The organism is Stenotrophomonas sp. Sm2128, from assembly GCF_030985535.1.
GTDB lineage: Bacteria > Pseudomonadota > Gammaproteobacteria > Xanthomonadales > Xanthomonadaceae > Stenotrophomonas > Stenotrophomonas maltophilia.
Genome location: NZ_JAPTFQ010000050.1, coordinates 21,738 through 36,638 on the forward strand (window position 1 = coordinate 21,738; position 14,901 = coordinate 36,638).

Here is a 14,901-nt window from a genome sequence, read left to right on the forward strand (position 1 = left end):
GACCTCCGCCATGAAACGACTGATCCTGCTCACCGCCTGCACCCTGGCCCTGGCCGCCTGCAGCAACCCGGAAGAGGAACGCAAGGCGCAGGAAGCCGCTGCGGCCGCCGCGCAGGCGCAGAAGGAGGCCAAGGCCGAAGACGTGGCCAAGCAGTACGACATGGCCGTGGCCGCGCAGGACTGGGAACGCGCGCGCCTGCATGGTGCCTCGCTGCTGGACCAGTACAAGGACACCGCCGCCGCCGAGCGCATCGCCGCAGGCTTCGACGAGGTCAAGGCCAAGGGCGACGCCGCGCGCGACCTGCGCCGCATGCAGGGGCTATGGCAGTACAACCAGATTCCGGTGGGCAGCAAGGGCAACCAGGTCTCGGCGCAGATCTACAGCAAGGAACGGGTGGACGTGGATGGCAGCGGCGCCAAACCGGTGCAGCTGGTGTTCCGCGATCATCCGGAGTGGAAGCGGCATGCCTACCTGGTGCTGCAGGCCGGTGATTTCCGTTGCCCGCAATGCACGGTGAAAGTGACCGTGGATGACGGCAAGCCGGTACCAATGGCGGCCTGGCGCCCGAAGACCGATGAAGCCATCGCCCTGTTCATCACCGATCAGAAGGCACTGTGGAAGCTGGCGCGCAAGGGCAAGTCGATCAGCATCGAGTTTCCGGTCAAGGCCGGTGGCACGCGAACGGCCGTGTTCGAAACCGGCGGTGTCGACGCCAGCCGCATGCCGCAGTGGTGGCAGTGAAGGTTGCGACGGGCAGCGCAGTGCACGCGTTGTCCGCGATCCGGCACTGGGTGTTCGACATGGACGGCACACTGACGGTGGCCGTGCATGACTTCGCCGCGATCCGCCGCGCGCTGGAGATCGCCGCGGAGGAAGACATCCTCGACCATATCGCGGCATTGCCCGACGCACCGGCGCAGGCCAAGCGCGCGTGGCTGCTGGATCACGAGCGCGCCCTGGCCGAGGACGCGTTGCCAGCGCCGGGTGCGGTGAAGCTGCTGCGCGCGCTGGCGGCGGCGGGTTGCCGGCTGGGCATCCTGACCCGCAACGACCATGCGCTGGCGAAGCTGACGCTGGAGGCGATCGGGGTCGGGGCGTTGTTCGACGACGCCGACATCATCGGCCGCGATGAAGCGGTGCCCAAGCCCTCGCCGGATGGCCTGCAGCAGCATCTTCGTCGCTGGGGCATCGGGGCTGCGCACGCGGTGATGGTCGGTGACCACGCCTACGACCTGGAGTGCGGGCGCGCCGCGGGCGCTCACACCGTGCTGGTCAATCTGCCGGAGAACCCATGGCCGAGCCGGGCCGACTGGCATTTCGCCGATTGCCGCGCCTTGCTGGCGGCCTGGCAGCAAAAGGGGTACTGCCGGCCGCTGGCCGGCAGTGTCGACCAAGGTCGACAGCTACCAGAACACCCGTGGCCAGGCTGGCGGCCTGGCAGCAGAAGGGGTAGTGCCGGCCGCTGGCCGGCAGTGTCGACCAAGGTCGACAGCTACCAGAACACCCGTGGCCAGGCTGGCGGCCTGGCAGCAGAAGGGGTAGTGCCGGCCGCTGGCCGGCAGTGTCGACCAAGGTCGACACCTACCAACAGCATTCCCAGCAGCGCATCGGGTGGAAAGCCCCCTTGTTGTTCAAGAGGGCGCGCCGAAGGCGCGGGGACAAGGTGGAATGCGCGGGCAGTTCGGCTTACGCGCCCAGCGCGTAACCGAACTGCTGCTTGAACTGCTCGTTGAACTCATCGAAGGTGAAGCGCTGGTTCTGCGTGCCCGGGTGCTCGACCTTCAGCGCGCCCATCAGGTTGCCCATGCGGCCGATGGTCAGCCAGTCGTAGCCCTTCTGGATGCCGTAGATCAGGCCGGCGCGGAAGGCGTCGCCACAGCCGGTCGGATCGACCACGCGGCGCTCGTGCGCCGGCGGGATGTCGTAGCTCTTTTCCGGGGTGTGGATGACCGCACCCTTCGGGCCACGGGTGGTGATGTAGGCCTTGACCCGGCTGACGATCTCCTTCTCGTCCCAGCCGGTGCGCTCCTGCAGCAGGTTCGACTCGTAGTCGTTGACCACCACGTAGTCGGCCTGATCGATGAAGGCGCGCAGCTCGGGGCCGTTGAACAGCGGCATGGCCTGGCCCGGGTCGAAGATGAACGGAATGCCGTCCTCGTGGAATTCCTGTGCGTTCTGGATCATGCCTTCGCGGCCGTCCGGGCCGACCAGGCCCAGGGTCACGCCCGGCACGCCGCGCACATGGTTCTCGTAGGAGCGCATCATCGCGCCCGGGTGGAAGGCGGTGATCTGGTTGTTGTCGTGGTCGGTGGTGATGAACGCCTGCGGGGTGAACAGCTCGTCGATCACGCGCACGCGCGACAGGTCGATGCCCAGGCCTTCGAAGTATTCGCGGTACGGGCCGAAGTCCGAACCCACGGTGCCCATCGGGATCGGCTGGCCGCCCAGCAGGTGCAGGTTGTAGGCGATGTTGCCGGCGCAGCCGCCGAACTCGCGGCGCATGCGCGGCACGAGGAAGGACACGTTCAGGATGTGCACCTTGTCCGGCAGGATGTGATTCTTGAACTGGTCCGGGAACACCATGATGGTGTCGAAGGCAAGAGAACCACAGATCAGAGCGGACATCGATGTAAGCCTATGCGGTGAATTTTGGGGTGGGCCGGCCCGGTTCAGCGGGCAAGCAAACGGCGCCCTTGGGCGCCCGACGGCGCAAAGGTTACCCGCTGGTGCCGCTCAGGGCCAGAACCGGGTGATGGCCGATCAGGCCGAAAGCCTGTGAAGACGCGGGTTCAGCTAGTTTTTTCCTTGCTCGGCGGCAGGCGGGTTGCTAGGCTTGTCGGCCTCGATTTCTGCCCATTTTTTCGCCATCCCGCGGCGGGCACGACACCCCTCAGGACTCCTTCCTCAGATGTTCAAGAAACTCCGTGGCATGTTCTCCAACGACCTGTCCATCGACCTGGGCACGGCCAACACCCTCATCTACGTGCGCGGGCAGGGGATCGTGCTGAACGAGCCGTCGGTCGTGGCCGTGCGCCAGGACCGTGCCATCGGTGGCACCCGCTCGGTGGCAGCCGTTGGCGCCGAGGCCAAGCAGATGCTCGGCCGTACCCCGGGCCACATCACCACCATCCGCCCGATGAAGGACGGCGTCATCGCCGACTTCACCTACACCGAGGCGATGCTCAAGCACTTCATCAAGAAGGTGCACAAGTCGCGCGTGCTGCGCCCGAGCCCGCGCGTGCTGGTCTGCGTGCCGGCCGGTTCGACCCAGGTCGAGCGCCGCGCGATCAAGGAATCGGCCGAGGAAGCCGGTGCCCGTGACGTGTACCTGATCGAAGAGCCGATGGCTGCCGCGATCGGCGCCGGCATGCCGGTCACCGAAGCCCGTGGCTCGATGGTCATCGACATCGGCGGCGGCACCACCGAAGTGGCCGTGATCTCGCTCAACGGCATCGTCTATTCGGCCTCGGTCCGCATCGGCGGCGACCGCTTCGACGAATCCATCACCAACTACGTGCGCCGCAACCACGGCATGCTGATCGGTGAAGCCACCGCCGAGCGCATCAAGGTCGAGCTGGGTTGTGCCTACCCGCAGGCCGAGGTGCAGGAGCTGGAGATCTCCGGCCGCAACCTCGCCGAGGGCGTGCCGAAGATGATCAAGATCAGCTCCAACGAGGTGCTTGAAGCCCTGCACGAACCGCTGTCGGGCATCGTCAGTGCGGTCAAGCTGGCGCTGGAGCAGACCCCGCCGGAACTGTGTGCCGACGTTGCCGAGCGCGGCATCGTGCTGACCGGCGGCGGCGCCCTGCTGCGTGACCTGGACCGCCTGATCTCCGAGGAAACCGGCCTGCACGTGCAGGTGGCCGACGATCCGCTGACCTGCGTGGCCCGCGGTGGCGGTCGTGCGCTGGAACTGGTGGATATGCACGGCAACGAGTTCTTTGCGCCGGAATAAGCCGTCCCGGCCGTTCCTGCCCGCCGCGCCCTTCCGGGGTGCGGCCCGCCGCGATGGCGGGCCGGCACCGGCGGGGCGTCCGCGTGTTTCCCTTCCGCCTTCTGCCAGTTGAATCGTTGCCGTGCCGCCCTACGCCGGTCCTCCCGTTGCCTCCCGATCCGGTGATGCCGCCAGCCCCCTGCGGTTGCTGGCCTATCTTGCATTGGCCATCACACTGATCGTCCTTGACGATCAGGCGGGCTGGCTGGCGCGCCTGCGCGAGCAGGCCAACAGCCTGGTGCAGCCTGTGTGGGCACTGGCGGGTCTGCCCGGCAAGCTCGGCAACCAGGTCAAGGATTCCGCGGCCAGCCACACCCAGCTGGTCACCGAGAACCGTGAACTGCGCAACCAGCTGCTGCTGGCCAACGCGCGCCTGACCCGTCTGCAGACCGCGGCGCTGGACAACGCCCAGCTGCGCGAACTGCTGAACGTGGCCGAGCGCAGTGGCCTGGACGTGCAGCTGGCGCCGATCCTGGATATCGACCTGGACCCGGTGAAGCAGCGCCTGGTGCTCGACGCCGGCAGCCGCGAAGGCGTGCATGTCGGGCAGGCGGTGATCGATGCCGGTGGCCTGATGGGGCAGGTGATCAGCGTCACCGGCGGTACTTCCACCGTGCTGCTGCTGACCGACCCCGACCACGCGGTGCCGGTCACCGTGGCCCGCAACGGCGTACGCCTGATCGTCTACGGTCGCGGCGACACGCTGGAGCTGCGCGACATCCCGCTCAGCGCCGGTGTGGAAGTGGGCGATGAGATCGTCACCTCCGGCCTCGGTGGCCGCTTCCCGGCCGGCTTCCCGGTCGGCACCATCACCGGCCTGCGCCCGGACGACACCCATGCCTTCCTGGTCGGCGAACTGAAGCCAGCCGCCCAGCTGGATCGTGGCCGTGATGTGCTGCTGCTGCGCCCCGGTGCGGCGATCCGCATTCCGCCGGAACTGCGCCTGCAGCTGGAAGAAACCACTCCGGGTGGCCCGGCCACCGGCGCCACCGTGCCTGCGGGAGCCGCGCCAGCGACAACAACGCCAGCTCCGGTCAGCTCCCCGGTAGTGCCGGCCGCTGGCCGGCAACAGCCCTCGTCGCAAGCGAGGACTGTTGCCCCCGCATCCTCGCTTGATCCTGCTGCCCCGGTAGTGCCGGCCGCTGGCCGGCAACCGACCACGCCGGAGGCCCAGCGATGAGCCGCCTGCGCGACAACCCGTGGGTATTGCCGGCCAGCCTGGTCGTAGCCCTGCTGCTGGGCCTGCTGCCGTTGCCGGCGCTGCTGCAGCCGCTGCGCCCGTACTGGCTGGCGCTGGTGCTGGCGTACTGGGTGATCGAGACGCCCGAGCGCGTCGGCCTGGGCATCGCTTTCGCTAGCGGCGTGGTCGCCGACCTGCTGTACGGCGGCGTGCTCGGCGAACAGGCGCTGCGGCTGGTGATGCTGGCCTTCATCCTGCAGCGTTTCCGCGCCCGCATCCGCTTCTTCCCGATGTCGCAGCAGATGCTGGCCATCGGTGGCCTGTTGTTCAACGACCGCATCGTCAGCGCGTTGGTCCACATCCTGGTGGGCGAGCCGACCCTGCCGTGGTCGTACTGGTGGGCCCCGCTGTTGGGCATGGGCCTGTGGCCGCTGGTGTTCGTGCTGCTGGACGCAGTGCGCTTCGGCAAGCGCGGGCGCTGAGCCATGATCCCGCGCCGCCAGGTCAAGAACCCGCACGCCGAAGCCGAACAGTTCCGCCGCCGTGCGGCGCTGGGTTTCCTGGGCGTGCTGGTCTGCCTGCTGGGCCTGGGCGGCTGGTACTTCAAGCTGCAGGTGCTGGATCACGACGTCTACGCCACGCGCTCGGAAGCCAACCGCATCAAGCCGCGGCCGGTGGTGCCCGGGCGCGGCATGATCTACGACCGCAACGGTCGCCTGCTGGCCGAGAACGTGCCAGCGTTCCGCCTGGACGTGACCCCGGACAAGGTCAAGGACATGGACGCCACCCTGGAAGGGCTGGCGAAGATCATCAGCATCAGCCCGGAAGAGCTGGAAGCGTTCAACAAGTCGCGCAAGGCGCGCCGCAAGTTCCTGCCGGTCACGCTGAAGCTGCGCATGAGCGACGAGGAGATGGCGCGCTTCGCCGTCGACCGTTGGCGCTTCCCTGGCGTCGAGCTTGAGCCCTACCTGACCCGGCGTTATCCGTACGGTGACCTGTTTGCGCACATCATCGGCTATGTCGGCCGCGTCGACGACAAGGATCTGGAGATCCTCGGCGAAGGCAATGCCGCGCTGACCCACATCGGCAAGTCCGGCCTGGAGCGCTATTACGAGCAGCAGTTGCGCGGCAAGGTCGGCTACGAGCAGGTCGAAACCAACGTGCAGGGCCGTGCCATCCGCACCATCGGCCGGGTGGCCGCGCAGTCCGGCGCCGACCTGCGGCTGTCGATCGACGCGGACCTGCAGCGTGCCATGGTGGCCGCCTTCGGCGACCAGGAAGGCTCGGCAGTGGCGATGGACCCGCGTACCGGCGAGGTGCTGGCGATGGTCAGCCTGCCGTCCTACGACCCCAACCTGTTCGTCAACGGCATTTCCCATGCCGACTTCAAGGCGCTGAACGAGAACCCGTCGCGGCCGCAGTTCAACCGCCTGGTGCTCGGCGGCGTTGCTCCCGGTTCCACGCTGAAGCCGCTGATCGGCCTGGCCGGCCTGGACTCGGGCGTGCGCCGCCCGGAAGACAAGGTGCTGTCCACCGGCATGTTCTACCTGCCCGGCACCAGCCGTGGCTGGGGTGATGCGCATCGTGGCGGCCATGGCTGGACCGATCTGCGCAAGTCCATCGCCGAGTCGGTCAACACCTATTACTACAAGCTTGCGCTGGACCTGGGCATCGAGCGCTTCGACCATTACATGGAGTACTACGGCTTCGGCCAGCCGACCGGTATCGACCTCACCGGCGAAATCGGCGGCATCCTGCCGTCGCCGGCCTACAAGCGGAAGACCCGCAAGGAAGCCTGGTACCCCGGCGATACGGTCAACATCAGCATCGGCCAGGGCGACTGGAAGGTCACCCCGCTGCAGTTGGCGCGCGGCGTCAGCGCGCTGGCCGACGGGCAGCTGCGCACCCCGCACCTGGTGATCCAGCAGCGCGACGGCTTCGACAGCGACTGGACCGCGACGCCGCCCGGCGAGAGCAAGCCGGTCAGCCCCAACCCCAACAACGTGCAGGCGGTGCGCGAGGGCATGATGGCGACCATGCGGCCGGGCGGCAGCGGCTGGCGCGTGGCGGTCGGTGCGCCGTACGTGATGGCCGGCAAGACCGGTACCGCGCAGGTCATCAGCCGCAAGGGCACCGCAGCGGTGAACCCGAAGAGCCTGCCGATGCACCTGCGCCACCGCGCGCTGTTCGTCGGCTTCGCGCCGGTCGAAAACCCGGTGATCGCGATCGCGGTGGCGGTGGAAGGCGGTGGCTATGGTGGTTCGGCTGCTGCGCCGATCGCCCGCAAGGTGTTCGATGCCTACCTGCTGGGCAAGATGCCCGAGGGCATGCAGCCGCTGGACAGCGAGCGTGGTACCACCGCCATCGGTGCCACCGCGTTCGACAACGAAGACGCCGGCGCACGCCAGGCCGGTGATCTGGCGGCCGCGCAGCTGGGCGAACACCCGGTGCAGGTGGGTGCCCCCACCCCCGAACCGGCCCCTGCGCCGCAGCCGGGCACGCCGGCCGCTGCCGCAGTGCCGGCCACGCCACGCCCGACGGTTGCGGAGCCCGCACGATGAAAGTGTTCCTGCGCTGGGCCGGCGACATGCTGCGCCGCTTCTTCAGCACGCTGGACTGGGTGTTGTGCCTCGCCCTGGGCGCGCTGATGGTGATCGGCCTGGCCACCTTGAAGAGTGCCGGTGGCGACGGCCTGGTGATGGCCCAGGGCGCGCGTTTCGCGGTGGGCATGGCTGCACTGTGGGGCATCTCGCGGGTGCCGATCCTGCGCATCCGCTCGGCCACGCCGATGATCTATGCGATCTCCATGATTCCGCTGCTGGCGGTGTTCGTGCTCGGCACCGGCAAGTACGGCCGGCAGTGGCTGGACCTGAAGTTCTTCTACCTGCAGCCGGCCGAGCTGCTGAAGGTCAGCCTGCCGATGATGGTGGCCTGGTACCTGCACAAGATGCCGCTGCCGCCGCGCTTCAACACCGTGCTGGTGGCCTTGATTATCATCGGCGTGCCGACCGGCCTGGTGATGTTGCAGCCCGACTTCGGTACCGGCGTGCTGATCGCCGCCAGTGGCGTGTTCGTACTGCTGCTGGCAGGCCTGCCGTGGTGGTGGGTCGGGCTGGGCGTGGGCGGCGTGGCTGCGGTCGCGCCGGTGGCCTGGTTCTGGCTGCTGCGGCCGTACCAGAAGGACCGCATCATGATGTTCCTGGACCCGGAGATGGATGCACTGGGGGCCGGCTGGAACATCATCCAGTCGAAGATCGCGATCGGGTCCGGTGGCTTCGATGGCAAGGGCTGGGGCGAGGGCTCGCAGTCGCACCTGAACTTCATTCCCGAACAGACCACCGACTTCGCGTTCTCGGTGCTGAGCGAGGAGTTCGGCTGGATGGGTGTGGCCCTGGTGCTGACCCTGTACCTGGTGGTGATCGGGCGTTGCCTGTGGATCGCCAGCCAGTCGCGCGATTCCTATTCGCGCCTGTTGGCCGGCGCTACCGGCCTGGCGTTCTTCGTCTATGTACTGGTGAACGGCGGGATGATTTCCGGCCTGCTGCCGGTGGTGGGCGTGCCGATGCCGCTGATCAGCTACGGCGGTACCTCGGCGGTGTCACTGCTGGCCGGCTTCGGCCTGGTGATGGCCGTACGCAGTCACAACCCGGTGCACGGCGGCTACGGCTAGCACCGGTCGCGCGCTTCGTCGCGCTTCCATCTGCTCGATTGCATCCGCTGTTCTGTAGAGTCGAGCACGGCTTGACTCTACAAGCGCACGCGCACCCTGACAGCTTCACGCAAGCACGCATTGCTACCGTGCCCGCGTGGAATGGAAACGACTGCTTGGTGGCTGCCGTGAGGTGGCGCGCACGATCGATCTGCCATTGCTGATCGCGTTGCTGATCCTGATGGGCGCGGGCCTGGCGGTGCTGCACAGCGTGTCCGGTCCGGTGGCTGGGCAGGCGGCGCGTTTTGCCGGTGGCCTGGCGTCGATGTGGCTGCTGTCGCGCGTTTCGCTGCTGCGGCTGCGCGCGTGGACGCCGGCAATCTATGCGCTGTCGATGCTGCCGTTGATGGCAGTGTATGTGATCGGTACAGGCAAGTACGGGCAGCGCTGGCTCAATCTCGGCGTGTTCTACCTGCAGCCGTCCGAACTGCTCAAGCTCAGCCTGCCGCTGATGATGGCCTGGTACCTGCATCGGCAACCGCTGCCACCGTCGCCGCGCACCGTACTGACCGCCACCGTGCTGATCGGCGTACCCGCCGTGCTGATCCTGATGCAGCCCAACCTGGGCACCGCCACGCTGGTTACCGCCAGCGGCGTGTTCGCGCTGCTGCTGGCCGGATTGCACTGGGGCTGGGTGGCCACTGGCGCGACGGGCCTTGCCGTTGCCGCGCCGCTGGCCTGGTTCGGCCTGCTGCGGCAGTACCAGAAGGATCGCGTGCTGACCTTCCTTGATCCGTCGGCGGATCCGCTTGGCACCGGTTGGAACATCCTGCAGTCGCGCATCGCGATCGGCTCCGGTGGCTGGGACGGGCGCGGCTGGGGGCAGGGCACCCAGGCCACGCTGGACTTCCTGCCTGAGTACACCACCGACTTCGCGTTCTCGGTGCTGGCCGAAGAGTTCGGCTGGATCGGCGTGGCCACCGTGTTTGCGCTGTACCTGTTCGTGGTCGGCCGCTGCCTGTGGATCGCGGTGCACGCCCGCGACACGCACGCACGGTTGCTCGCCGGCAGCCTGGGCCTGGCGTTCTTCGTGTACGTACTGGTGAACGGCGGAATGATTTCCGGCCTGCTGCCGGTGGTGGGCATTCCGATGCCGTTGATCAGCTATGGCGGTACCTCGGCGGTGTCGCTGCTGGCGGGTATCGGGCTGGTGATGGCGGTGCGCGGGCACCGGCCCGTGCACGGGGGATAGGGTTTCCAGCCAACGGCGCAGCCCCTCGTGGGTGGTGTCTGGGTGGTCGCGGAAAGCAGAAGCCGCGGGTTGGCCGGTCGAGTTGGGTGCGCGGGGGACGCCGTGAATCCGTCCCTGGAGGCTTGGCAGCCGCATCCATGCGGCTGACACCCCCGCGTACCCAACCCGACCGCCCTCTGACAGATTTTGGCGGTCTGCCACCCACGGAGAAGGAAGAAAGAGAAAATCAAAAGCGGGTCGCGGCGCTGCGCTTGCTTGTGAGCCGAGCATGGCTCGGCTCCACACAAGGCAATGAAGCAACCCTCCAAGCCGCTTTTGCTTTTGATCTTCTCTTTCTTCTCCGTGGGTAGACGCGCACGGAACCTGTCCGTGGCCGGGTAGATGGGCTGCGCAGGGGCGTGAGCCGCATGGATGCGGCGACCGAGCTTACATGGACGTACTTGCAGCGGCCCCTGCGCAGCCCATCTACCTGGCCTCACCCGTTAACTGCTTTTCGCGACCACCCACGAGGGGCTGCGCCGTTGGCTGGAAACTTCCTGACTCTGCGCAACGCTCGCTGTGGAAGCGTTCTCACAACGCTGCACGACAGCACACCCGCTGACCAAAGTCCGCAAAAAACGTTAGCTGGTTCACACTTTTACGCCGCGTTGATCTTGATCAATGGACTTGTCGTAATCGGCCTGCACAATGGCGGCCCGTTCGGCACGGCGCGCCGTCTATCGTTGCAGCGCGAGGGGGCGTCGGGCGGGAAGCAGTACTGATCCAACGGATACAAGGAGCGCGGGGCACTGCCACTGGGGAGCGGCAGCCGCGCAGGTATCGACCGGATCCGGTCGCCGGTTGCGTCTGCGGGGATGGGGACGCAACCGGCCACCTCTCTCTGAATGGGGAAGCACGATCACGACGCCTTCACATTTCCCGCTGAACACGGGCAAATCGTTGTGATTCATGGTGTTAGGGGTTTTAATTCATCCATGACCTGCTAACCTGCGACGATGATTCGACGCACTCTGGCCTGCATGCTCACCCTCGGCCTGGTCGCCTGCGCGACCCAGCCGAAGTCCCCACCGTCTTCACCCCAGGCCAGCAGTACGCCGCGCCAGCCCGCCACCAAGGCCCATGGGCCGGCCGAGGCTGCACCCGAAGCAACTGCGGCTACCGCGCCGCCGGTGGATCTCACCCCGGTGCCATTCGAGGTCGCGCGGGCCCGCTTCATTGCCGATACCGCCAAGCGCTATGGCCTGAAGCCGGAGCAGATCAGCAGCGTGCTCGACCAGGCGCAGGTGCGCCAGCCGATCATCGCCGCGATGTCGCGTCCGGCCGAGCGGGTCAAGCCGTGGAACGAATACCGGCCGATGTTCATCAGCAAGGCACGCATTGATGGCGGTCGCGCGTTCCTGGCCGAACACCGTGCCGAGCTGGATCGCGTGCAGCAGCGCACCGGCGTGCCGGCCGAAGTGATCGTGGCGATCATCGGCGTGGAAACCAGTTACGGAAAGAATGCCGGCAGCCATCGCGTGCTCGATGCGCTGTACACGCTGGCGTTCTACTACCCACGCAGCGGCGACCCGGCCAAGCTCGAACGCGAAGTGCGCCGCGAGCTGTTCTTCCGCGATGAGCTGGCCAAGCTGTTCGAGCTGGGCCGAGAAGAGAATCTGGACATCACCACGCTCAAGGGCAGTTATGCCGGTGCGATGGGCATGGGCCAGTTCATGCCGTCCAGTTACCTCGATTACGCGGTGGACGGCAACGGTGATGGTCGTCGCGACCTGTTCAACAGCTACGACGACGTGTTCTCCTCCATCGCCAACTACTTCGTGAAGAAGGGGGGCTGGGTGCGTGGTGGCCAGGTTGCGGTACCGGCCACGCTGGCCCCGGGTCGCGAGGAGTTCAACCCGACCGAATGGATGCCCACCTGGTCGCTGGCCGACCTCGCACAGCGCGGCTACCAGCCGAGCACGCCGGTGCAGCCGGGCGCCACCGCCACCCCGATCACCCTGGAAGGCAGCACCGGCAAGCAGTACTGGCTGGGCTTCCAGAACTACTACGCGATCACCCGCTACAACCTCTCGAAGATGTACGCGATGGCCGTGTTCCAGCTGTCCCAGGCCATCGCCGGACAGGAGCTGCCCCCGGCATGAACATCAGATGGTTGGTCCCGAGCTTGATCGTCTTCGCGCTGGCGGCCTGCAGCAGCGCGCCGAAGAAGCCGGCCACGGCCGGCCATGGTGGCAAGTCCAGCGGCACGCTGGTGCAGGGCCGTGGTTCGCGACCGGCGCACTGCCCGGAAGGTTCGCCGTATGCAGCGGCCAAGGAAGACCTCAGCACCCGCGGCAATTACACCGCTGGTGGCCTGTACAAACCAGGCGTGCGTGACAGCACGCCCGACTACATTCCCAACGTGGCCTGCATCCCCGAGCCGGAAGTGACCGCCGAGGAACGTTCGGCCATCGGCAACAAGTCGCCGTACGTGGTGCTGGGCAAGTCGTACAAGGTGCTCGACGACACCCATGACTACGTCGAGCGCGGCACCGCGTCGTACTACGGGGCCAAGTTCCATGGCCGCCTGACCTCCAACCGCGAGGTCTACGACATGTACCAGTTCACTGCCGCGCACAAGACGCTGCCGCTGCCCAGCTTCGCCCGCGTGACCAACCTGGACAACGGCGAGTCGGTGATCGTGCGTGTCAATGATCGTGGCCCGTTCCATGACGGCCGCGTGGTCGATCTCAGCTATGCCGCCGCCGTGCGCCTGGGCATCACCCAACGCGGTACCGGCAATGTCGAGGTGCGCGCGCTGCAACCGGGCGAGAGCAACCTGATGGCGCAGAAGCCGTCGCGTCGCGAGCGTCGTGCGGCTGAAGCGGCCGCCGCCACTGCAGTGGCCAGCGCGCGCCCGGTGCCGGCGCCACGTGCTTCCACCGACAGTGATATCGATCGCCTGGTCAACCGCTTGCCGACCGATGGCGCCCCGGCGCGCGGCCAGCCGGCCACCACCCGGGGCGTGGCCAGCACCGCGCCGGATGTGGCGGTCAGCAGCCTGCCGCCAAGCGCGCCGGTGGTGCGCAATTCCGCGCCGGCTCCGGCGGTTGTCGCCAGCACGGCCCCGCGCGCGGTGGCACCGGCACCGGCACCGGTGCGTGCCGCCGCGGCGGCGCCGAGCCTGTCGCAGCAGATGGTCGGCGCGGTGATGGTGCAGGTCGCCAGCTTCTCCAACCGCGACAACGCCAACCGCGCGATGGGCCAGCTCAGTGCCGCCGGCATCGTCGGCGCGACCATCAGCGACATCGCCGCCGGTGGCCGTACCCTGTTCCGCCTGCGTGTTCCGGCAAGCGACCATGCCAGTGCGGCGGAACTTGTCGGTCGCATCGCCGGTCTGGGCCTGGGTTCGCCGCAGATCGTCAAGGACTGATCCGCCCGGGCCGGTGCTGCCGGCCCATGCTCCCCCGGCCTTACAATGGCCGTTACGTTCCACCCTCCATTCCCGGCCGTCCCCTGGAGCCTGCTGTCCAATGAATTTCCGTTCCGCCGCCACCGCCCTGGCCGCCACCCTGGTGGTGGGCCTGGCTTCCGCCCAGACGCCGCTGCCGACTCCGGCCATGCCGGCGCCCGCCGCCGCCGCCGCCCCGGCCACCGTCGCCACTCCGCCGGCCCCGGCGCCAAGCGTGTCCAAGGCCTGGGTGCTGATGGATTACGCCACCGGCCAGGTGCTGGCTGGTGAAAACATCCACGAGCAGCTGGCCCCGGCCAGCATCACCAAGGTGATGACGTCCTACGTGATCGCCGCCGAGGTCAAGAACGGCAAGGTCCGTGCGGATGACCAGGTGATGATGAGCGAGCGCGCCTGGCGCGAGGGCGGCGCTGGCACCGATGGGAGCTACAGCGGCTTCCCGGTCAACCAGACCGCGCGCCTGGAAGACATGGAAAAGGGCATGGCAATCCAGTCCGGCAATGATGCCGCGATCGCCCTGGCCGAACATGTGGCTGGCAGCGAAGAGGCCTTTGCCTCGCTGATGAACAGCTACGCCGCCAAGATCGGCATGAAGGACTCGCACTTCGTCAACGCCCATGGTCTGACCGCGCAGGGCCACCACAGCACCGCCTACGACCTGGCGCTGCTGGGCCGCGCGATGGTCCGCGATTACCCGGAAACCTACGCGTACAACAAGATCAAGGAATTCCAGGTCGGCAACATCAAGCAGCCGAACCGCAACCTGCTGCTGTGGCGCGATGGCAGCGTGGACGGCATCAAGACCGGCCACACCTCCGAGGCGGGCTACTGCCTGATGAGCTCGGCCCAGCGTGGCGACCAGCGCCTGATCGCGGTGGTGCTGGGCGGTGCGTCGGAGAAGCAGCGTGCCGATGACAGCCTGGCCCTGCTGAATTGGGGCTTCCGCTTCTTCGAGACCCACCGCCTCTACGAGCCGGGCAAGGCCGTGGCCGAGCACAAGGTCTGGAAGGGCACCACCGACAAGGTGCAGCTGGGCGTGGCCCAGCCGATGCTGGTCAGCGTGCCGCGCGGCCGCTACAACGACCTGAAGCCGAGCATCGACGTACCCAAGACCCTGGAAGCACCGTTCACCGCCGGCCAGCAGATCGGTACCGTGAAGGTCACCCTGGATGGCAAGGTCATCGCCGAGGCACCGCTGGTGGCCGTGGCCGCCGTCGAGCAGGCCGGCTTCTTCAAGCGCCTGTGGGACAGCTTCTGGATGTGGTGGGAATCAGAATGATCCACGCCCCGGCGTGGTGAACGAAAAGGCCGGCGAATGCCGGCCTTTTCCGTTCCGGGATGCAGGTCCCATCCGGATGCAGGTAGTGGGCGGGG

11 protein-coding genes and 1 pseudogene are annotated in these 14,901 nt (G+C 67.4%); 11 read left to right on the forward strand and 1 reads right to left on the reverse strand.

Annotated elements, in window-relative coordinates:
* The first annotated feature begins 10 nt into the window (after positions 1 to 10).
* Entirely contained in the window at positions 11 to 742 is a 732-nt protein-coding gene (locus tag O0K41_RS14520) for a hypothetical protein (protein WP_005411080.1), read from the forward strand.
* A pseudogene (locus O0K41_RS14525) lies at positions 730 to 1,362 on the forward strand (HAD family hydrolase); the annotation flags it as partial. The gene O0K41_RS14520 and the pseudogene O0K41_RS14525, both read left to right, overlap by 13 nt.
* A 325-nt stretch (positions 1,363 to 1,687) precedes the next feature.
* On the opposite strand, the gene O0K41_RS14530 reads toward O0K41_RS14525, so the two are convergent.
* A complete protein-coding gene (locus O0K41_RS14530; RefSeq protein WP_005411078.1) occupies positions 1,688 to 2,626 on the reverse strand; it encodes a carbohydrate kinase family protein in 939 nt (312 codons plus the stop codon).
* 283 nt (positions 2,627 to 2,909) lie between these two features.
* Here O0K41_RS14530 and O0K41_RS14535 point away from each other — a divergent pair, with 283 nt between their 5' ends.
* From O0K41_RS14535 to O0K41_RS14575, 9 genes are all read left to right on the forward strand, one after another.
* Complete coding sequence (locus O0K41_RS14535) at positions 2,910 to 3,956, forward strand: rod shape-determining protein (protein ID WP_005411077.1); 1,047 nt, start codon at positions 2,910 to 2,912, stop codon at positions 3,954 to 3,956.
* 121 nt (positions 3,957 to 4,077) lie between these two features.
* Positions 4,078 to 5,175, forward strand: a complete 1,098-nt coding sequence (gene mreC / locus O0K41_RS14540; RefSeq protein WP_049450451.1) for a rod shape-determining protein MreC — start codon at positions 4,078 to 4,080, stop codon at positions 5,173 to 5,175.
* Positions 5,172 to 5,657, forward strand: coding sequence for a rod shape-determining protein MreD (mreD, locus tag O0K41_RS14545; RefSeq protein ID WP_005411075.1), 486 nt, complete (start codon positions 5,172 to 5,174; stop codon positions 5,655 to 5,657). Before mreC ends, mreD begins: the two co-directional genes overlap by 4 nt.
* Before the next feature lie 3 nt (positions 5,658 to 5,660).
* Positions 5,661 to 7,736 carry a penicillin-binding protein 2 gene (mrdA, locus tag O0K41_RS14550; protein ID WP_005414510.1) on the forward strand — a complete coding sequence of 692 codons (2,076 nt, stop codon included), beginning with the start codon at positions 5,661 to 5,663 and terminating at the stop codon, positions 7,734 to 7,736.
* Complete coding sequence (rodA, locus tag O0K41_RS14555) at positions 7,733 to 8,845, forward strand: rod shape-determining protein RodA (RefSeq protein WP_005411073.1); 1,113 nt, start codon at positions 7,733 to 7,735, stop codon at positions 8,843 to 8,845. Before mrdA ends, rodA (O0K41_RS14555) begins: the two co-directional genes overlap by 4 nt.
* Before the next feature lie 136 nt (positions 8,846 to 8,981).
* Positions 8,982 to 10,076, forward strand: coding sequence for a rod shape-determining protein RodA (gene rodA / locus O0K41_RS14560; RefSeq protein WP_088436809.1), 1,095 nt, complete (start codon positions 8,982 to 8,984; stop codon positions 10,074 to 10,076).
* A gap of 995 nt (positions 10,077 to 11,071) precedes the next feature.
* Complete coding sequence (gene mltB, locus O0K41_RS14565) at positions 11,072 to 12,217, forward strand: lytic murein transglycosylase B (RefSeq protein WP_164222074.1); 1,146 nt, start codon at positions 11,072 to 11,074, stop codon at positions 12,215 to 12,217.
* Positions 12,214 to 13,488, forward strand: coding sequence for a septal ring lytic transglycosylase RlpA family protein (locus tag O0K41_RS14570; protein WP_088437015.1), 1,275 nt, complete (start codon positions 12,214 to 12,216; stop codon positions 13,486 to 13,488). Before mltB ends, O0K41_RS14570 begins: the two co-directional genes overlap by 4 nt.
* 100 nt (positions 13,489 to 13,588) lie before the next feature.
* Positions 13,589 to 14,806: a D-alanyl-D-alanine carboxypeptidase family protein gene (locus O0K41_RS14575; protein WP_164222076.1), complete on the forward strand. Its 1,218-nt coding sequence runs from the start codon at positions 13,589 to 13,591 to the stop codon at positions 14,804 to 14,806.
* Positions 14,807 to 14,901: the final 95 nt, after the last annotated feature.